Consider the following 19,310-nt stretch of genomic DNA (forward strand, 5'->3'; position numbering starts at 1 on the left):
CTGTTTCGCGTTTCGGCGGCCGTTCGTGCCGCCTATCCCTTGGACGAGACAGCCCGGGAAAACGTGACAGCCGTCAGTTCATCTGTAGGTCGCGCCTCCGGAAGGCCGCCGTCCCCAGCAGGCACAGCGCGCCCGCGACCACGGTGGTGACCAGCAGAGGTGCCACCCGGAAGTCCACCGCGGGAACCAGCGGCAGGTTCTCGAACGGCGAGACGCTCATCAGCCGGTCCGGGAACTTGAGTGTCGTCCCGAACATCAGCACGAAGAAGCAGAAGGCCAAGGCGATCCAGGCCACGGAGGCGAGCCGCGGCAGCAGGCCGAACAGGAGCAGGGTGAGCCCGCCGAGGACCCAGACCGCCGGTAGGTAGACGAGGGTCGCGCCGACCATCCGGGGCACCTGCGCCATGTCGTCGGCGATGATCCCGTACATCAGCCCCATGCCGAGACCGGCGAACGCCAGCACCAGGGCCGAACCGGCCAGCGTGATCACGGCGTGGCCAGCGATCCAGCGGATCCGGGTCAGCGCGGTGGAGAGCAGCGGCTCGAGATGCCCGGCCGCCTCCTCCGAACGCGGCCGGAGTGCGGAGGAGATCGCGTACGCGGACCCGATCATGGCCAGCATCGCGGCGGCCATCGCGTAGAACGCGTCGACCATGCTCGCGCCCTCCTGCCCCAGCAACTCGCCGATGTCGACGTCGCCGAGCAGGTCGCCGACGTCGTTGCCGATCGTCCCGAATGCCAGACCGCCGAGGAACAACCCGATCGACCAGCCGACCAGCGTGCCCCGCTGCAGCCGCCAGGCCAGCCCGAACTCGCCGAGCAATCCCCGCGGAGCCCGAGCCGGGCCCGGCCGCGGCGGGACCACGCCTGCGCCGACGTCACGATGGTCCAGCACGCGGAGCGCGCCGAGGCCGACGGCCACGGCGACGACAAGCGACAGCAGCGCGGGCCACCAGACCTCGCCGTCGTACGGCCGCATCGCCTGGCCCCAGCCGAGCGGGGAGAGCCACGACAGCGCGCCGCTGCCGACGTCGCCGACCGCGCGGAGCACGTATGCGACGCCGATCGCGGCCCCGGTGATGCCGTACACCGTCCTCGTGTTCTCGGTGATCTGCGCGGCCAACAGCGCGATCGCCGTGAACACCAGGCCCGCGCAGGTGGCGCCGACTCCGAGGGCCAGCGATCCCGCCGCGGCCAGGCCGTAGGCGATCAGGCTCAGCGCGACCACCGCGCCGTAGAGCACGTTCGCGGCCGTCGCGACGATCGCCGCCGCGGCGAAGGGGGCGTGGCGGCCGACGACGGAGGACCGGATCAGTTCGTCTCGGCCGGTTTCCTCGTTGGCTCGGGTGTGCCGTCCGACCACGAACATGCTCATAAGGCCCGCGACGATCATCCCGAAGGCGCTGGCCTGGAAGGCCACCTGGCCACCGATCGTGTCGAGGGCGCGCGGCGGTCCCGCCATGGCGATCATGGCCGCGTTGCCCTCCATGCTGGCGGCAACCGCGTCGAGCTCCGGCTGGGTCGGATACGCGATGTCGACCCCGACGGCCTGCGAGTAGTACACGAAGACGCCCGCGAGGGCCCACAGGACCAGCGCGAACCTCTCGCGCCGGAAGCCGAACCGGGTCAGGGTCGCGGTGCCGGTCAGCGTGGTCACGATTCCTCCACCCCGGCCGCCGCGAGTTCGTCGCCGTAGTGCCGCAGGAACAGCTCCTCCAGGGTCGGCGGCTGGCTGGTGAGGGTGCGGATGCCGAAACGGGTGAGATGCGTGATCGCCTCGTCCAATTCGCCGGTGTCCACCTGGAACCGGGCCCTGGTCCCCTCCACCACCAGGTCGTGCACCCCGGCCAGCTCGGTCAGGCCGGTCGCCGGGCTCCTGGTCTCGCAGGCGATGGAGGTACGGGTGAGGTGCCGCAGGTCGGCCATGCTGCCGGTCTCGATCGACTTTCCCAGCCGGATGATCGTGAGCCGGTCGCACAGGGCCTCCACCTGGGCGAGGATGTGGCTCGACAGCAGCACCGTGCGCCCCTGCTCCGTCACCTCGGCGATGCACTCCTGGAACACCGCCTCCATCAGCGGGTCCAACCCGGAGGTGGGCTCGTCGAGGATCAGCAGTTCCACGTCGGAGGACAGGGCCGCGACGAGCGCCACCTTCTGCCGGTTGCCCTTGGAGTAGGTCCGGCCCTTCTTGGTCGGGTCCAGGTCGAACCGCTCGAGCAGCTCGGCCCTGCGCCGCTCGTCGAGGCCGCCCCGCAACCGTCCGAGCAGGTCGATCACCTCGCCGCCGGAGAGGTTCGGCCACAGGTTCACGTCCCCGGGAACATAGGCGAGACGCTTGTGGAGTCCGGCCGCCCCGCGCCAGGGATCGCCGCCGAGCAGTCGCACGTCACCGCTGTCGGCGCGGAGCAGACCGAGTAGCACCCGGATGGTGGTGGACTTCCCCGACCCGTTGGGGCCGAGGAAGCCGTGCACCTCCCCTGTTCGCACCTGGAGCTCGAGGCCGTCGAGGGCCCGCGTCCGGCCGAAGGTCTTGACCAGGTTCGAGATCTCGATCGCGGCGCTCATGCATCGACGGTAGAACGGTCCGGCCACGCCGTGCTGCGGTTTCCCGACTCGCGGCGCCGGTCGTTCGTCGACCACGCGGTCGGAACCCGCCCGGACGGCGAATAAGCTGTGACGATGCCCGCAGCACGCCATTCGCAGACGGTCTCGCGACTGCAACCGTTCAGCTCGACCATCTTCGCGGAGATGACGGCGCTCGCCGTGCGGACGGGCGCGATCAACCTGGGCCAGGGCTTTCCCGACACGGACGGTCCGACCGCGATGCTCGAGGTCGCCAGGTCCGCGATCGCCGACGGCCTCAACCAGTATCCGCCGGGGCCGGGGATGCCGGTACTGCGCGAGGCCATCGCCGCGGACCGCGCCGCCCGGTACGGGCTGGAGTACGACCCGGACACCGAGGTGCTGGTGACGGTGGGCGCCACCGAGGCGATCAGCGCGACCCTGCTCGGCCTGGTCGAACCGGGCCAGGAGGTGGTGCTCATCGAGCCGTACTACGACTCGTATGCCGCGGCGGTCGCGCTCGCCGGTGGCGTGCGCCGGTCCGTGTCGCTGGTCCCGGACGGCGACGGCTTCGCCCTCGATCTCGACGCGCTGCGCGCGGCGGTCGGCCCGAACACCCGGATGCTGGTGCTCAACACCCCGCACAACCCGACCGGCACGGTGTTCACCGACGCGGAACTGCGGGCCGTCGCCGAGCTCGCCACCTCGCGCGACCTGCTGGTGCTCAGCGACGAGGTGTACGAGCACCTGGTCTTCGACGGGCGCACCCACACCCCCCTGGCAGCGCTGCCAGGGATGGCGGGCCGGACGGTCACCGTGTCCAGCGCGGGCAAGACCTTCAGCGTGACCGGATGGAAGACGGGCTGGGTGTGCGGACCAGCCGAACTCGTGGATGCGGTCCGCTCGGCCAAGCAGTTCCTGACCTTCGTCGCAGGCGGCCCGTTCCAGCCCGCTGTCGCGCATGCGCTGACCCACGAGCAGAGCTGGGTGACGGGGCTGCGAGAGGACCTGCAGCGCAAGCGCGATGTGCTCAGCGGGGCGTTGCGCGAGGCGGGGTTCGGGGTGCACGCGAGCGGGGGCACCTACTTCGTGTGTGCGGACATCACCCCGTTCGGCACCACCGACGGCGAGGCGTTCTGCCGCGCGCTGCCGGAACGGATCGGGGTTGCCGCGGTCCCGGTGAGCGTCTTCGCGGACCACAAGACGCCGTGGAACCACGTGGTCCGCTTCGCATTCTGCAAGCGCGACGAGGTGCTCGCCGAGGCCGCCGAGCGCCTGCTGCGGCTGGCGCGGCGGTGGTGAGGCACCGGTGAATCAGCGCACCATTCCGGCGGACTTCGTGCGCAGGGCCGCCGCCTTGGCGGCGAGCGGCGGGTTCGACATGTCCATCCCCCTTGCGGCCGCGGGCATCACCCTCCCCATGCTGAGCGACGAGAAGGCGCTGCTGACCGCCGAGCAGCTGACGGTGTTCACCCAGGCGGCCTGGCAACTGACCGGCGACGAACTGTTCGGCCTCGGCGCCGCACCGGTGCCGAGGGGCACGTTCAAGCTCGTCTGCCTGTCGCTGATCCACACCCCCGACCTCGGCAGCGCGCTCGAGCGGATGGCCGACGTCATGCGGGCACTCCCCGGACCGCCGCCGCTGCGGATCCGGACCGGGGAGTCGACCACCCGGCTCCAGGTCGTGATCCCCCCTCGGGACGACGCGCTGCCCGCGGCCACCGCGGACGCCGCCGACCGACTGCTCACGGACTTCGAGCTGATACTCCTGCACCGGTTCGCGGCCTGGCTGGTCGGCAAGCGGGTCAAGCTGATCTCGGTGGAGGTGCCGTATCCGGCTCCGGATCCCTTGCTGGCCAGGAACTACGACGTCATCTTCGGCGTCAAGGTCACCTTCGGCGCCGACGTCGCCGCGCTCGAATTCGACAACGCCGTCATGCGTGCGCCGATCATCCAGACCGAGGAGACGCTGGAGGACTACCTGCGGGAGTCTCCGAATCTGCTGTTCTCCGAACGGGATTACGACAGCACTGCCTCCGCGCAGGTCCGCAAGGTCCTCGAGTCCGGGGTCAAGGGCCGCACCTCCACCGCCGACGACATCGCGGAGATGCTCTCGATCAGCGTCCCGCACCTGCGCCGGCTGCTGCGGCAGGAGGGCACCTCGCTCAATCAGCTCCGCGAGGAGGTGCTCCGCGACGCGGCCATCTCCGGGCTCGGCCGCGGCGAGTCCGTCGACGACCTGTCGGCGCGGCTGGGGTTCTCCGAGCCGAGCGCGTTCCGGCGGGCCTTCAAGAGGTGGACCGGGGAGACCCCCGGCGCGTACCGCTAGGCGCCGCGTCGGCGCTCAGCTGACGCAGAATTCGTTGCCCTCGGGATCGGTCATCGTGATCCACCAATTCGGGCCCACCTGCCCGCGATGCAGGATCGTCGCGCCGCGGGCGACGAGGGCGTCGGCCACCGCCTGCTTGTCCTCGCCGACGCGCACGTCGAAGTGCAGCCGGTTCTTCACCGACTTCGACTCGGGCACCAGCTGGAACAGCACCCGCGGGCGATCCTGGTGCTCGGGGTCGCTGATCGCGGCCCCCGCCTTCCAGACCAGGGTGCCCTCGAAGACCTGGGTGTCCTCCTCGGCGGCGTGCCCGGCCGCGACCAGCCCGCGGATGAAGTCCTCATCGCTCGGCTCGACCCGCCATTCGAGAGTCTGCGCCCACCACTTGGCCTGCGTGTGCGGGTCGGCGGCGTCCACTGTCACCTGAAATTCGTATCCCATGTGGCGACAGTACGACCGGGGACCGACAGGGTCAGGGACTCAGGGCCTGACCAGGATCCTGATCGGATCGCCCTCGTGCTTGTCCAGCTTCTCGATGCCGACCAGGACGTCCTCCAGCGAGACGATCTCGCTGATCGAGCGCGAGACGTCGAGGCGACCACGGGAGAGCAGTTCGGCCAAGGTCTCGATGTCGACGTTCTTGTAGCCGAGATGGCCTTTGACCTGCTTCTTCGACAACCCGAAGGCGGTGGTGGTGCCCAGCACCGCCTCCTGGTCGCTCAGCCCGACCAGGATGAGCCTGCCGCCGACGGCGAGGCAGTCCAGCGCCTGGGAGAAGGTGACCGCGAGACCGGCCGAGTCGAAGGCGACATCGAGCATCTTGCCGCCGGTGGCCTCGGCGACCTTCTGCTTCAGATCCGGGTCCCTTGAGTCGAAGGCGTAATCCGCGCCGAGTTCGAGGGCCCGCTCCCTGACCACCGGGTTGATGTCGAACGCGAGGATCGGGACCGCACCGACCAGGCGCGCGAGCTGCACGATGTGGGTGCCGATGCCGCCGACGCCCCACACACCGACGACCTCACCGACGGTGACCTCCCCCGTGCGAACAACGGCGCCGTAGGGCGTGGACACCGCGTCGGCTGGGGGTCCCGCCCTGGACGTAGTCCTTGGGGGAGTATCGCCGCCTGATCGAACGGGACGTTGTCGGGAATCCGGGTCAGCCCGCCCGCCTGCGCCACGGTGTACTCGGCCCAGGCGCCGTCGTAGGCGAACGCCATCAGCTGGATGTTCAGGCAGTTGGTCAGATCCCCGCGCCGACAGTTGCGGCACCGGAGGCAGGCCTTGCCCGCGGAGGGGATGACCCGATCGCCCGCCGCCCAGCCCGCCACTCCCCCACCGAGTTCCGCGATGGTTCCCGAGGACTCGTGGCCCTGGGTGACGACCGGCAGCAGCGCAGGGAAGGTTCCGTTGATCAGGCTCAGGTCGGAGTGGCAGATCCCGCAGTACTCGACCTTGACGAGCACCTCCCCCGGCCCCGGCCTGGGTATCGGGACATCCTCCACCACAGTCTTTTTGGAGTCGGCATGGAATCGTGCGGCGCGCATGGTCTCCACCATGGTCGGCTCCCCTCAACCGTGTTCGATGTAGGCCTCGAGCTGGTCACGTTCACCCTGCAACTCACCGATCCGGCTCTTCACCACGTCACCGATGCTGACGATGCCGACCAATTGTCCGTCCACGATCACCGGCAGGTGCCGGATCCGGCGCTCGGTCATGGTCTCGGCGAGACTGTCCACGCTGTCGGTCGGCAGGCAGGCGAACACCGCCGTTGTCATGATGTCCCCGACCAGGTCATCGAGCAGGTCGGCGCCGCGCTCGTGGATGCGGCGCACCACGTCGCGCTCGGTCACGATGCCGACCACCTCGTCGTTCTCGACCACGACGAGGGCGCCCACGTTGTGCCTGGCGAGTTCGCCGATCAGCACGCTGACCGTGATCCCCGGCCCGACCGTCGCCACCGCCTGGCCCTTGTTCCGCAACACATCCGCTATCTGCATCTGGACACCCCGATCCATCCGCGCTCGGCTACCGCTGTGTCGATCATAGGCAGCCGGAAGCCCCGCCGACCATCAACGGACAAAGGAATCAGGGGCGCATCGCCGCCGGTCAGGCGACCGCCGGGCGGGATCTGTCGAGGGCGAGGGTCAGCGCCAGCCCACCGAGCACCGATCCCATCAGGTAGCGCTGCACCTTCAGCCAGCCCGGCCTGGCCGCGAGAAGGCTCGAAATAGAGCCCGCGACAACGACTATCGCGGCATTCACCGTCAACGCCACCGCGATCTGCACGGCGCCGAGACCGAGACTCTGGGCCCAGACCCGCCCCGCCCCCGGATCGATGAACTGCGGGATCAACGCCAGGTACATGATGGCGATCTTCGGGTTGAGCAGGTTCGTGACCAGCCCCATCGTGAACAGTCGCGGGGCGGAATCGGCTGGCAGCGGGCGCGGCGCGAACACCGAGGCCCCACCCGGCCGGAGCGCCTGCCAGGCCAACCACCCGAGATAGCCCGCGCCCGCGAGCTTCACCGCGAGGTAGAGCTGCGGCACCGCGACGAAGACCGCCGAGATCCCCGCGGTCGCGGCCGCCAGATAGCAGGCGAAGCCGACGGCGACGCCGCCGAGCGAGATCAGGCCCGCGCGCCTGCCCTGGGTGACGCTGCGCGAGACGAGGTACATCATGTTCGGCCCGGGGGTGAGCACCATGCCCAGTGCGACCGCCGAGACCCCGAGAACTGCCGCGCCGGTGATCATGGCGATGAGGTTCGCACGGGGCGCAGGCCGTTGTCGCGGGCCAGTTGAGCACCACTGGCCACCCAACTGAGATGACACATATCTGTGTCATCTCAGTCATAACTGTTACCCTCGAGGGGTGCCACACGACGCGCAGCTGATCTTCGCCGACCACGTCGGCCGCTTCTATGCACGCCAGTACGGGTTCCCGCCGATGGCGGGGCGACTGCTGGGGTACCTGTTCGTCTGCGATCCGCCACAGCAGACGATCGACGAGCTCGGCGATGCCATGCTGGCCAGCCGGAGCGCCGTGACCGGCGCGGTCAAGCTGCTGGAGAGCTATCGGATGGCACGGCGGACCCGCGTCGCGGGCGAACGGGTGGACCGGGTCAGCCTTGACCCCGCGAGTCAGCAACCCCAGAACTTCGATTCCGCCATCCACCGCGAGCATGCGGCCTTGTTCCGCGAGGGATTGGCGCTGCTGGCCGATGCCCCGCCCGACCGTCGCGCACCCCTCGAGGAGATGGTCGCACTGGCCGAGTTCCTCAGCGAGCGGCTCCCCACACTGCTGGACGAATGGCACACCCGTCGCGACGAACTCCGCCGAACGGGAGCACTTCCCGCTCCCCACAACTGAGAGGTTGCCGATCATGACCGAGCACGACCTGCCCGCCCTGCGGGAGCGCGCCGAGAACGGCGACGCAACGGCCATCGACGAGCTGGTCGAGCTCGCCGTCGAACGGGGCGACATCGACGAACTCCGACACCTCGCCGACGGCGGAAGCACCGACGCGGTCGACGAGCTGATCCAGCTCGCAGGCGAACTCGGCGACATGGACGAGCTCCGACGCCTGGCCGACGGCGGGAACGCCGATGCGGCCGACCAGCTCATCGAACTCGCCACCGAGCGGGACGACCTGGACGAGCTGCGCCGCCTCGCCGGCCTGGGAAACACCACGGCGGCCGAGCAGCTCGCGGAGCTCACCGCCGAATAGCGGAGCCAACTAGAACATTTGTTCGATGCTGGGTAGGATTGTCTGCGTGGACATCGCGGTGCAGGCGTCGCTGTTCGACGACCCGACCGAGGGCGCTCGGCTCGAGCCGCTCGGCGACAGCGTCCGCAGGCGTGCGCTGACCGCGGGCGCCTGGATCGACGTGCGCCCCGGCTGGCTACAGGGCTCCGAGCAATTGTTCGCCGATCTCGTCGACCAGGTCCCGTGGCGGGCCGAGCGCAGGCAGATGTACGACCGCGTCGTCGACGTCCCGCGACTGGTGAGCTTCTACGCCGAGGACGCCCCGCTCCCCGACCCACTGCTCACCGAGGCCAAGACGGCCCTCGACGCGCACTACCGGTGCGAACTCGGCGAGCCGTTCGCCACCGCCGGGCTCTGCTACTACCGCGACGGCACCGACAGTGTCGCCTGGCACGGCGACACCATCGGGCGCGGCGGCACCGAGGACACGATTGTCGCGATCGTCTCCCTCGGCGCCGCAAGAACCCTGGCCCTGCGGCCCCGCGGCGGCGGCGCCTCCCTCCGATACTCGCTCGGCCACGGCGACCTGTTGGTCATGGGCGGGTCCTGCCAGCGGACCTGGGAGCACGCCGTCCCCAAGAGCACCCGCCCCACCGGGCCGCGGATCAGCGTGCAGTTCCGGACGCGCGGCGTGCGCTGACCGCGCCCGCGAGCCGGTCGAGTTGCGCCGCGGTGGTGTCCCAGTCCAGGCAGGCATCCGTGATCGACTGCCCGTAGGTGAGCTCGTCCGCCCGCCCGAGGGTCAGGTCCTGACGGCCCGCGACGAGGAAGCTCTCCAGCATGAGCCCCGAGATGCCGGCCTCGCCGGCCTCGATCCGCGCGGCGACGTCGGTGACCACGTCGACCTGCTTGTTGTGGTCCTTGCGGCTGTTGCCGTGGCTGGCGTCGATGACGACCCGCTCGGGCAGGCCCGCCTTGGCCAGCCGCGCCATGGTGTCGGCGACGGTCGCGGCGTCGTAGTTGGGGCCGTCGGTTCCGCCGCGCAGGATGACGTGGCAATCCGGGTTGCCCGCGGTGCGGATCAGCGCGGACAGCCCGTTGAGATCGGTGCCGGGGAACACGTGGCTCGCCGCCGCCGCCCTGGTCCCGTCGACCGCCACCTGCACGTCACCCTCGGTCGAGTTCTTGATCCCGACCGGCATGGACAGCGCGCTGCAGAGCTGGCGGTGCACCTGGCTCGCGGCGGTCCTGGCGCCGATCGCGCCGTAGCTGACCAGATCCGCGATGTACTGCGGGGTGATCGGGTCGAGGAACTCGCAGCCGACCGGCAGGCCGAGCGACGAGATGTCCAGCAGCAGTTTGCGTCCCATCCGCAGGCCGGTGTTGATGTCGAAGCTGCCGTCGAGGTGCGGGTCGTTGACCAGACCCTTCCATCCGAGCGTCGTGCGCGGCTTCTCGAAGTACACCCGCATCACGATGTGCAGGTTGTCACGATGCTGCTCGGCCTTCTCCGCGAGCCGGCGCGCGTAATCCATCGCGGCGTCCGGGTCGTGCACGGAGCACGGACCGACCACCACGATCAGGCGGTCGTCGCGGCCGTCGAGGATGTTCACGGTCGCATCCCGCCCGCCGCGCACCGTCGCGGCGACGGCGGGGTCCACTGCGTATTCGCGCCGCAGTTCGGCCGGCGCGGCCAACGGGCTGATCGAGACGGTGCGCTGGTCGTCGAGGCCGAGCACATCGGTGTCGAGAGTGAGTGTCATGGGTGTCCTGTTCGTTCAGGCCGACCCAGGAGAATGCGTGCACACCCGCGAGCCGGTCGATAGCGGCTCGGGGTGGAGGAAGTCAGCGCGTGGTTACGCCGACCGGCCCACCCGGGGCCAGCCTGCTAAACCAGAAATATGCGCGCTGCATGGGCGCCACTGTAGCAGCGCCCCGCGCGCGGGTGTGAATGGTCACCCTTGTTGGCCAATCGTCAAGATAGTTGGCCATTTCGTCAACATTGTTGGCCAATCGTCAGGATAGTTGGCCACTGGCAATTTGCCTCGGACGAACGTATCGGTCAGCTCTGCTGCCCAGACCGTCGCGAGCCGATCCTGATCAGGTTGACGGACCCGAGCGGTGGCCGAAGCGGGCGACCCCTCGAAAGCAAGAACCGGCCGAAGGGAGTGCGGCCTACGCCATCACACGCAGTCCGGAACCAGGCTCCACCCGAAACCTAGCCCCAGAGTGCGGCCATGACGTCATCCATGCCGGCTGGGGGGCGACCATGCTGCGCCCCGAGGTCGGCCGCCTGCGCCACCAGCTCCTCATTCGTTGGCTGTCCCTGTCCGGCGAAGTCCTCAAGACCGACTCGGACGTGGCCGCCCGCTTGCAGGGCTGCCTCGGCGAGCCCTGATCCGAGCACGTCTCCCCACGGCACCCCAACCATCCATGGAATGCCTACGTCGCTGATCATCTCGACGTAGGCATTCAGGCTGGTCCGCGTCGGCGGCAGGCCGAACAGTGCCGTCGGTCCACCGAAATACAGCTGGATCTTCGTCCGTGCCGGCAGCCGGCCCGCCTTGTGGTGCGCGAGGGCAAGCCGGAGGAAGCCGGGCTCGTAGATTGACACGTGAAGTGGCAGGTCCGCCTCACGACACCACCCAAACAACCAGTCGACGTCGGCAGCGGAGTTGCCGAAGACCGGCAAGGCCATCGGCCCTTCGGGTCCGTCGGTCGCAAGCGAAAGGCAGCCCACATCTGTGGTGGCCATGGTGAGGGCGCCGCGCTGATGGAGTTCTGCAATATGCGAGAAACGATCAGCGATCGCAGATGAGCGCTCACCCGATGTCGTGGGGTGCAGCAGCAAACCGGGGCGAGTCGCCCAGATTTGGCGCCACGCCACTTCGTAAGGATCAGCCGAATGCACGCTCGGCTCACCGAAGTTCGGCTCGTCGTTGTGGTTATGCACGATGGATGCGCCTGCGTCGACACAGGCAAGAGTCGTCACGACGATCTCCTCGACCGTACGCGGAACGTTGGGATTGGCTACCTTTGATGTCGACCCATTGATCGCTGCCTCGATCACCAGCGGCTTACCCGAACTCACTCGACCCCCATATACCAGTGACGGATTCCCTCGTGTGAACGGACACCGTAGTTGGCAGTTTGCCAGATAGTTGGCACAGCGGCCCCGGCTCGGCGATGCTGGGCCCGGGCGAGGGGCAGGATCGGGTGGTTCCGATCGAGCAGCTAGGACGGCCGCGAGGCGGCATACGAGTCGGTAGCGCTATGCATTCTATCCTGGTGTCAGAACACGACGGAGCGCCGCCTGACCTGCGGGCCCCCATGTCGGCTTGCCGCCAGGAAAGCCCTGTTTCCCGTTCTGGCCCATGCGGATGAGGAACAAGCTCTTCAGTGCCGCCAACCCTCGGGCGCGGCGGATCGTCGACTCGTCCGCCTGCGCGTACACCGCGAAGAACCGTGAGGTCGCACCATCGGGCAACAGCAGCCATGCGGCCGCGAGGTCCCACGCCGGATCGCCGGCGAACATGTCCCCGAAGTCGAACACGCCCGAGAGCGTTCCGTCCGAGACGACGACATTCGCGGGATGGAGGTCACCGTGTAGCCAGACCGGCCGGCCATCCCAATCGGGGGCAGCAACGGCCTCATCCCAGACGCCCCAGATGCCCTGGAAGTCGGCGGAAAAGCCGCCGGGCGCAACGGCTTCGAGCAGCTTCTCGAAGCTGGCCGCACAGTCCTTGGGGTGAGCGCCGCGGTCCAAACCGGACGGTGCCTCGGCGGGCGCCTCCATATGGAGGGCGGTGAGGAAGCTCGCGAGGGTGTCAGCCGCATGGTCGGCGCGGCTGATCGAGGTGCAGTCAAGCGGCGTGCCGTGGACCCACGTCATGATGGTCCAGGGCTTCGGGAAGCGGGCGGACGGTTCGCCGATCCGCACAGGGGTCGGGATCGGGAGCGGAAGGCGTGGAGCCAGAACGGGTAACCACCGGCGCTCCTTGCGCTGGAGATCCGGTGCACGTTCCGTGCGAGGGATGCGCACGACCAACTCATCCCCTAGGCGCCACTTGTGGTTGTCCCAGCCGCCCGCTACCTCTTGGATGGCCAACCCCGCAAGCTCCGGATGCTGGTCCTGGAGGAGATCGCGGACCAGCTCTACGGAGACCTCGGTCTCGGAATCGGTCATACGAAGCCACGGTACGTCAGCCGCTTATTGCCCCTTCGGGTCCTTGTCTACGGATGATCGCTGTCGACCGCTCGCGTCTCGCGGCGGCCCGCGAACAACGGCCAACCATCTTGACCACGATCGCGGCCGAAGGCCGTCACTCTAGCTGTCAAACCGCAGGTCAGAGCCCTGGCAAATGCCAACTGGGATGACGGTCCCCCCCGCGTCTGTGAATCGCCAACTTAGTTGGCCAATGGTCGGATGAGTTGGCCAACAGCTCAACGAGTGGAACGTAGATCGGCGGACCAGCGCTCAGACCAGCCCCAGACATGCTTCAAGGCTGTGCCGAGCTCCATGCCAGCGACGGTCAACTCGTAGCTCTTATCGGTCCGCTTCTCGAGCACCCCGGCGTTCTGCAGTTGTTGCAGCCGCTCCGAAAGCACGCTCGACGAGCAGCTTCCCATCCGTCGTCGCAGCTCGAGAAAGCCCAACGGGCCCGGCTCGAGCTCCCAGAGCGCACGCAAGACCCAGCGCTGTCCAAGAAGCTCCATCGCCGCAAGAATCGGCTGCGCGGAGGGCTCGCTCAGCTGTCGGGACCGTTCCGGTTCTCTTGCACTTCTCATTTCGAACCATCATAGTGATTCGAAATCAGAAGCGTTTGGGGAATCAGGAGGGGGCGTCATGAGCGAGGCTGTGGACCTTGACGGTCGGCGGGTCGTACTGGTCACGGGGGCATCGCGCGGGATTGGCGCCGAGACCGCGCAGGCGCTCGCGACTGACGGCGATCACGTGATCATCAACTATCGAGAGAAGTTGAAGCGCGCGCAGGCGATTGCCGACGGCATCGCTCAAGCAGGAGGGACCGCATCGGTCGCCGGCGGCGACCTGTCCGACGAAGCCGCGGCAAACCGCTTGATCGCCAAGGTGGCCAAGGAGTTCGGGCGCCTGGATGTGCTGGTCCTGAGCGCGTCCGGTGGCCTCGAACTCAGTGCGGGCCCGGACTATCCGATGAGAATCAACCGTGACGCGCAGCTCAGACTCGTCCAGTTGGCGTTGCCGCTCATGCCATCTGGGTCTCGGATCGTGTTCGTGACCAGCCATCAAGCACATTTTCATGGCCGCAAACCCGTGCCGGCGGAGTACGAACCCATTGCGGAGAGCAAGCGCGCCGGAGAAGACGCGCTGCGGAACCTGATCCCGCTGCTATCTGATCGCGGAATCGAGCTTGTTGTTGTGTCGGGCGACATGATCGACGGCACGATCATCGTGCGACTACTCGAACGCCGGAACAGCGACGCCGTCGAGGCGCGTCGAGATCAAGGACCACTTCCAACGGTCGAGGAGTTCGCCCGCGCAGTCGCCGATGCCACTCGCAGTAACGACGCTACGGGCCACACGATCTATGTCGGCGGACTGGACTATCTTTCGATGCCAACTTCCTGAACTCGGTCCGGAACCGAGGCGGGCGGCGTTCGATGCACTCTCCTCCGCCTCGGTCACCTTCCAGCGGGGCACACGCGAACTCCACCCTCAGCTCCGGGAGACCTTCGGGATCGCTCCCGGGCCCGGGTAGCCGACCACTCCGACGGTGCGTTGGCCTCGCCGCTCCCCCAGTCGCGCGGCGAGGCCCATTCCGATACCGGCGTGCGGCGAGTCGCACCCGCGGCAGCGCGGCAGCGTCCTACTCCACGTTCCACCGCGCACCTTGCGGCCGCGGCCCGGCGCATGGCGGTAACGCGACGCCCTGAGTACTCGATTTTCAGAATGTGCCACTCCCATCCCCCTGTGTGTGGCACACGAGCCCTGCCGGATGCACACCATTCGGCAGGGCTCGTTTCATGAGCGAGGCCGTCGGCGTCCTGACACACCGGCGGCCTCTCGCAGGCATGCACGGCCGAAGGGAGTGCGACCAACGCCGTGCACGCGCGGTCCAGGAACCAGGCTCCACCTAGACCACCGCCACCACAAGAGGACGAGGGAATTCCTCAGCGATCTCCACAAACAGCCCCGCCGCGCTACCGATACGATCAAACCGTGCTTGGCCTCCCCTGGCGATTGGTCGATTCAACTACCGGCTCGCACGCCTACCGCTCCAACTGATCGAGGACGTCGCCATCATGCGACTCCCCGCAGAGTCCCCACTGCGCCTGGGATACGAGCGAATCCTCATCGACTGCGATCGCGCTGCCGCCTACCTGCTCCATGACGAGTCGGCCGCCGCTCGAGCCTGTCGCCTGCAGGAGCAGACCACCCCGGCGCGCGTCACACGCGCACTCGAACTTCGCCGAGTCGAGCAGCACGAGGAAGCCATCGATGCGGCCGAGGCGGAACTACTCCACGGACATCGCGAGCGGTTCCTGCACCGCCTACGGGAACACATCTCCCAGGGCCCTGCCGGGCGATAGCCGAAGAGCGCACGAGGGCCGACACCCTCCCCGGTGCCATCCCACTCCCGAGGTGGTCTCGCCGGAGGGACGCCGTTGACGCCTCGCCAGAACCGGCGTTGCGATGAAGCTAGGGATGATCCTCGGGTTGCCCGCGGGACATCCACTTCTCGTCCGACTCCCCGGGATCCGGTCCGTCCCACCGTCCGATGAGAGCTGTTCCGCCGGCAAGGAGTACGAAAAACCCAGCAATGAGCACGATGGCGACCACCAATTTTCCCCCTGTAGATCACCTGCAGCGGTGCGGCAGGTCTGCTACGCAGCCCACCCCGGCCGCGTTCGTGGTCCCGGAGGGTACCAACTTGTTCGCCGACCGTAACGGAATATTTGGACATTCGTCCGACTCGGATCAGCCACTACACACCGACCGATGCCCCTGCTGGCCGGTACAGTCGGCTCATGCCTCGCCGTATCGACATCACGGATGTGGCAGAGGCCGGACTCAGCGAATGCGCCAGGAACGACGGGCCCGACTGTATGCCGGGATTCGGCGCCTTCCTTGTCGGAGGTGCGGTGGTCGCAATCGCGGTGATCGTGTGGCTTTCCCTTGCAGCGGCAGTCACCGGATCCATCGTCACCGCCACTTCCCTGCCCCGCCGACACCGTGCCCTCTGGCTGCTGGCGGTCTGGGGACTCCCCCTTTTCGGTGCCGCCCTGTGGTGCCTCCGATCGCGGAAACGCATTCCTCGCCGATCAGAGCAGCGCAAGTCCTTCATCTGACTCCCGCTCCCACTCGGCGGCAACATGTCTCGGGAGGACGTGAGGTCACCACCCGGATTCGCAGAGCGCGGTGATCGACGCCACCGCACGATCGGTGTGGCGATCAAACCGCACCGCCGCACCGTCAACCCTCCGCGGTCGCAGCAGATCGCCAATTGACGTCGCACCATGATTTGGTCAACGAACCGCCGCGAACAATTGCCAACTTCGATGACAACGACCGCCCCATGTTGTCGTCACCCTAGTTGTCACACGACAGATCAGCACGTCGGGAGTTGCCAACTACGATGACGATTCACACCCCGCGCGCCCGCCCAACCCGCAGCGCCGACGTTCGAGCGAGTCTGAGTCGCAACCAAGTTCAGTGAAACCGACCTTGAGCAACCTCACCAACGCGCACATGACGAAGGCTGGCTCGGCGAAACCGAAGGCATCGACCTCACCCTGACCTTCGACCGCGGGGGTCAACCTCAAGGAGGCGGGGACGGCAGTAACCACTGCGAAATCATGAGGGCTCTCCTCGTATGCCTCGCGTCGGGCGCGCACGACGAAGGACGCCAGGCGGGTGGGTGCGATCGGCTCGATCAACACCCACCCGCCGTATTGCAGCCGACGCCGCGACGTCAGGCTCTCGTCATCGAGCGCCTGTCATTTGGTGACGGTAACGGTGTGCGGTGCCGAGGCGTACTCCTTGCCGTCAGCACCGACGAACACCGCAGTCACCGACTTCGCGCCGGCCTTGTCGAACGTCAGGTCCGTCTTGGCAGTGCCGCCCACGACCGGGATCGGCGCTCCGACCGCCTTGTTGTCGACCTTGAACTGCACCTTGCCTGTGGAGGACGAGGGTGTGACGGTCGCCGTGAACGACGCCTTCGTACCGGCCTTCGCCGTAGCCGGACCCGCGAGCGTCGTCTTCACATCCACGACCTTGTCGGTACCGAGGGAGCCGGTCGGAAGAAGCTTCAGGAGGGGCGCGAGGGGGGAGTTGGGGCCGAGGATGTTCGCGAGGCTGCCGCCGCCATCGGCGCTGGCGCTGTGCGGTGCGGGGGAAGTGGTAACCGGAGCGGCCATCGCAGGAGCGGCGGTCATCAGTGACCCCCCGGCAATGAGGCCGGCGAGCACGGCAACTTTGATCGGGTGCTTCAACATAAATATTCCCTTTCTCGTACGATCTGAACGATCGACTGGATGAATTCCGCGGTTACCGTAATACGGATCGCATGCCCGTGGGGGGAAATTTTGACAAATTGTTCTGTCGGTGAACCAAAGCCCACCCCGAGACGCGCTCGCGCATCCTTCACCGAAGCTACAACACGCCACCAACCGGGCCTGAACTGCACTTTTGCATCAAAATACCCGTCGGCCCCCTGCGAGGCTCGACCACAGAAACGCGAATCCTCCAGGCAAGATACAGCCACGTTTATTGTCAATCTGGCAGCCGATTCGGTTAATGCGGCGGGTATCGAAGTGCGCATATATCGATACATTCACAGCATGGACGTACTTTCAGATCGAAGCGCATTCCATGCACGTCAAATTCGTTACTCGGAAGATCGCAAATTTGACACCTGAGGCCAGGAATCGCCACAAATGTTGTCGGCACTCGCCGCGGTCGCGGCCATCACGCTGCCGCCCACGCCAACGCGATCGAGGGCAGGCATGAACCAGTACTTCGACCAGCTTTTCTCCTAGTTCGGGTCGAGGCCTAGCTTGGGACGTGCTCGAGTTGACCGAACTCGACGACGCTTGCCATCTCGTTCGCGCGGCCGGCGACATCGACCCACCGCGTGTGATGTTCGAGCGGATTACACGTACGACGGCAACACCGCCCGATCAGCCGCCCAGGACTTCCCCTCGCTACCAGGTCTGGGGCCGGGCCGGCCCGTCGCGCGGACGGCCCGCGCCGAAGATCGATCAGCAAGTTGACCAGGCGCCGCCGGACGAATCCTTCGAACTCGCCGTCGCGATCAGACTTCATGTCGCCCGCCTGGTTCGCAGGATCGAGAGCGTTCATGCCCAACTAACGGAAAACACGACCGAATCGGTTGCGCGGTAGCTCAAGAATCGATGTGATGGTCGTCACATAACGGGAGGCAACCGGTTCGGTCATGGAATCCGTTGGTGGGGTATGAACCAGAGAAAGTCGTCGAGCGGTGACCGGGACGTGGGGTCTCTTAGGGACGCCGAGTTCGAGGACTATGTGCGGCGCCGGCGGTCGGAGCTGTTGAGGTCGGCTACCTTGCTGACCAGCGGTGACGCGCACCTTGCCGAGGATCTCGTTCAAACGACGTTGACTCGTTTGTACTTGAAGTGGTCTCGTGCGCGGAGCACCAATCTCGATGCCTACGCTCGCAGGGTTCTGGTCAACAATCTCATCGACCATCATCGCAGGCCTTTCATGCGGCGTGAGCGGCACGTGGCCGAGGTCCCGGATGTGGCGGCGGTACCCGGTTCGGGTGGGCAGCGCACGGGATTTGTGGACGAGGTTGTCGATCACCAGCTGCTGGCGGCGCTCGCGACATTGCCCCCACGGATGAGGGCTGTCGTGGTGCTCCGTTACGTCGAAGGTCTTGACGTGGCGGAGGCGGCGCACGCCTTGGGGTGCAGTTCCGGGACCGTCAAGAGCCAAGCGTCCCGTGGGGTGGAGAAATTACGTGACTTGTTGAGGCCCGCTGCGTCGGGCAGCGCTACCGCGAGCACATCGAAATCGCAGGATCGAATGAAGGAGACGGTTCGATGAACGTCGAGGAACGACTCGCCGGGTTGAACGTGCAGGCTGCATCTGATGTCAGTGACCAGGTGATCGAACAGGATGTGCGACGCGGGCGGGCGGCGCTTCGGCGGATTCGTGTCCGGCGCGGTGCGATTGGGGGCGGTGTCGCGTTCGCTCTCGCCGCAGCGGTCACGGTGGGAGCGACGGGCGTCATGGGGTCTGGGCAGCAGGTTCAGCCGGTTGCCGGGGGTGATCACCCGAGCGTGCAGGTGGGATCGTCGACTGTCCGCCTCGTTGCATACACCGGTGATCAGCCGGCGGGATACACGATCAGTCGTGTTCCGGAAGGTTTTGTCCTGCAGGGGTCTTCGCCGAGTTTCCTCACTCTGGCCCGGCAGGGTGACAATACGCCGGCGAACTATTTCGTGGACAAGATCCTCGTCAGTCTCGAGTCGGCAGCGCCCTCGCTCGAGGGGGGTGCGGTCTCGGTCCACGGAGCGCCGGCGGTGATCAACGTGGACGAGGGGACTCGGACGCTGCACTACACGGACGGGGCGCATTCGCTGCTGTTGCAGGCGTGGAGTGGCATCGGGTTGACCGATGCCCAACTCGTGGACCTGGCTGAAGGCGTGACCGTCACGCCCGACGCCGTCGCGCCCGTCGGATAAAGGGA

The 19,310-nt window shown here is 67.2% G+C and carries 20 protein-coding genes and 1 pseudogene; 10 read left to right on the plus strand and 11 right to left on the minus strand.

The features are described 5' to 3' along the window. Positions 1 to 73: 73 nt before the first annotated feature. Together RM1_RS11540 and RM1_RS11545 are read right to left on the minus strand one after the other, a co-directional pair. Complete coding sequence (locus tag RM1_RS11540; protein WP_072751484.1) at positions 74 to 1,657, minus strand: ABC transporter permease; 1,584 nt, start codon at positions 1,655 to 1,657, stop codon at positions 74 to 76. Beyond that, positions 1,654 to 2,565: an ABC transporter ATP-binding protein gene (locus RM1_RS11545; RefSeq protein ID WP_072751485.1), complete on the minus strand. Its 912-nt coding sequence runs from the start codon at positions 2,563 to 2,565 to the stop codon at positions 1,654 to 1,656. Before RM1_RS11545 ends, RM1_RS11540 begins: the two co-directional genes overlap by 4 nt. Before the next feature lie 114 nt (positions 2,566 to 2,679). Here RM1_RS11545 and RM1_RS11550 point away from each other — a divergent pair, with 114 nt between their 5' ends. Further along, entirely contained in the window at positions 2,680 to 3,864 is a 1,185-nt protein-coding gene (locus RM1_RS11550) for a pyridoxal phosphate-dependent aminotransferase (RefSeq protein WP_072751547.1), read from the plus strand. Between the two features lie 7 nt (positions 3,865 to 3,871). Beyond that, a complete protein-coding gene (locus RM1_RS11555; RefSeq protein ID WP_072751486.1) occupies positions 3,872 to 4,891 on the plus strand; it encodes an AraC family transcriptional regulator in 1,020 nt (339 codons plus the stop codon). Between the two features lie 15 nt (positions 4,892 to 4,906). On the opposite strand, the gene RM1_RS11560 is transcribed toward RM1_RS11555, so the two are convergent. The 4 genes and pseudogenes from RM1_RS11560 to RM1_RS11575 form a co-directional block, all read right to left on the minus strand. After that, a complete protein-coding gene (locus RM1_RS11560) occupies positions 4,907 to 5,332 on the minus strand; it encodes a VOC family protein (protein WP_027500991.1) in 426 nt (141 codons plus the stop codon). A gap of 39 nt (positions 5,333 to 5,371) precedes the next feature. Further along, positions 5,372 to 6,447 (minus strand): annotated as a pseudogene (locus RM1_RS11565) (zinc-binding dehydrogenase). Between the two features lie 12 nt (positions 6,448 to 6,459). Beyond that, positions 6,460 to 6,888: a CBS domain-containing protein gene (locus RM1_RS11570; protein WP_027500993.1), complete on the minus strand. Its 429-nt coding sequence runs from the start codon at positions 6,886 to 6,888 to the stop codon at positions 6,460 to 6,462. A gap of 109 nt (positions 6,889 to 6,997) precedes the next feature. Then, positions 6,998 to 7,642, minus strand: a complete 645-nt coding sequence (locus RM1_RS11575) for a LysE family translocator (RefSeq protein ID WP_072751487.1) — start codon at positions 7,640 to 7,642, stop codon at positions 6,998 to 7,000. Between the two features lie 118 nt (positions 7,643 to 7,760). Here RM1_RS11575 and RM1_RS11580 point away from each other — a divergent pair, with 118 nt between their 5' ends. The 3 genes from RM1_RS11580 to RM1_RS11590 are packed head-to-tail and all read left to right on the plus strand — an operon-like array spanning position 7,761 to position 9,295. Next, on the plus strand, positions 7,761 to 8,258 hold the full coding sequence (locus RM1_RS11580; protein ID WP_072751488.1) for a GbsR/MarR family transcriptional regulator: 498 nt from the start codon (positions 7,761 to 7,763) through the stop codon (positions 8,256 to 8,258). 13 nt (positions 8,259 to 8,271) lie between these two features. Continuing rightward, positions 8,272 to 8,616, plus strand: coding sequence for a hypothetical protein (locus RM1_RS11585; RefSeq protein WP_092667805.1), 345 nt, complete (start codon positions 8,272 to 8,274; stop codon positions 8,614 to 8,616). A 25-nt stretch (positions 8,617 to 8,641) separates the two neighbouring features. Continuing rightward, positions 8,642 to 9,295, plus strand: a complete 654-nt coding sequence (locus RM1_RS11590; protein WP_072751489.1) for an alpha-ketoglutarate-dependent dioxygenase AlkB — start codon at positions 8,642 to 8,644, stop codon at positions 9,293 to 9,295. On the opposite strand, the gene RM1_RS11595 is transcribed toward RM1_RS11590, so the two are convergent. From RM1_RS11595 to RM1_RS11610, 4 genes are all read right to left on the minus strand, one after another. Continuing rightward, positions 9,261 to 10,358, minus strand: coding sequence for a 3-deoxy-7-phosphoheptulonate synthase (locus RM1_RS11595; protein ID WP_027500997.1), 1,098 nt, complete (start codon positions 10,356 to 10,358; stop codon positions 9,261 to 9,263). The two genes, RM1_RS11590 and RM1_RS11595, sit on opposite strands and share 35 nt — an antisense overlap. Before the next feature lie 455 nt (positions 10,359 to 10,813). Beyond that, entirely contained in the window at positions 10,814 to 11,686 is an 873-nt protein-coding gene (locus RM1_RS11600) for a beta-keto acid cleavage family enzyme (RefSeq protein ID WP_169922310.1), read from the minus strand. 189 nt (positions 11,687 to 11,875) lie between these two features. Next, positions 11,876 to 12,781, minus strand: coding sequence for an aminoglycoside phosphotransferase family protein (locus RM1_RS11605; RefSeq protein ID WP_072751490.1), 906 nt, complete (start codon positions 12,779 to 12,781; stop codon positions 11,876 to 11,878). A 257-nt stretch (positions 12,782 to 13,038) separates the two neighbouring features. Then, positions 13,039 to 13,311: a winged helix-turn-helix transcriptional regulator gene (locus RM1_RS11610; RefSeq protein WP_083576670.1), complete on the minus strand. Its 273-nt coding sequence runs from the start codon at positions 13,309 to 13,311 to the stop codon at positions 13,039 to 13,041. 130 nt (positions 13,312 to 13,441) lie between these two features. Between RM1_RS11610 and RM1_RS11615 the strand changes: the two genes are divergently transcribed. Next, a complete protein-coding gene (locus tag RM1_RS11615) occupies positions 13,442 to 14,203 on the plus strand; it encodes an SDR family oxidoreductase (protein WP_072751492.1) in 762 nt (253 codons plus the stop codon). Between the two features lie 674 nt (positions 14,204 to 14,877). Further along, positions 14,878 to 15,165 carry a hypothetical protein gene (locus tag RM1_RS11620; protein ID WP_245816238.1) on the plus strand — a complete coding sequence of 96 codons (288 nt, stop codon included), beginning with the start codon at positions 14,878 to 14,880 and terminating at the stop codon, positions 15,163 to 15,165. Positions 15,166 to 16,572: 1,407 nt separating this feature from the next. Here the strand turns inward: RM1_RS11620 and RM1_RS11635 are convergent. Continuing rightward, the gene (locus RM1_RS11635; RefSeq protein WP_072751496.1) at positions 16,573 to 17,073 is read right to left on the minus strand and encodes an Ig-like domain-containing protein; all 501 of its coding nucleotides are present in this window, start codon (positions 17,071 to 17,073) and stop codon (positions 16,573 to 16,575) included. 568 nt (positions 17,074 to 17,641) lie between these two features. Here RM1_RS11635 and RM1_RS26110 point away from each other — a divergent pair. The 3 genes from RM1_RS26110 to RM1_RS11650 all read left to right on the plus strand — a co-directional run bounded on the left by RM1_RS26110 (position 17,642) and on the right by RM1_RS11650 (position 19,305). Next, positions 17,642 to 17,980, plus strand: coding sequence for a hypothetical protein (locus RM1_RS26110; protein WP_143069436.1), 339 nt, complete (start codon positions 17,642 to 17,644; stop codon positions 17,978 to 17,980). A 72-nt stretch (positions 17,981 to 18,052) separates the two neighbouring features. Further along, positions 18,053 to 18,664, plus strand: coding sequence for an RNA polymerase sigma factor (locus RM1_RS11645; RefSeq protein ID WP_083576671.1), 612 nt, complete (start codon positions 18,053 to 18,055; stop codon positions 18,662 to 18,664). Continuing rightward, positions 18,661 to 19,305 carry a hypothetical protein gene (locus RM1_RS11650; RefSeq protein WP_072751498.1) on the plus strand — a complete coding sequence of 215 codons (645 nt, stop codon included), beginning with the start codon at positions 18,661 to 18,663 and terminating at the stop codon, positions 19,303 to 19,305. The genes RM1_RS11645 and RM1_RS11650 overlap by 4 nt, the downstream gene beginning before the upstream one ends. The last annotated feature ends 5 nt before the right edge of the window (positions 19,306 to 19,310 follow it).

The sequence above is a fragment of the Rhodococcus maanshanensis NBRC 100610 genome (genome assembly GCF_001894865.1).
Taxonomy (GTDB): Bacteria; Actinomycetota; Actinomycetes; order Mycobacteriales; family Mycobacteriaceae; genus Rhodococcus_G; species Rhodococcus_G maanshanensis.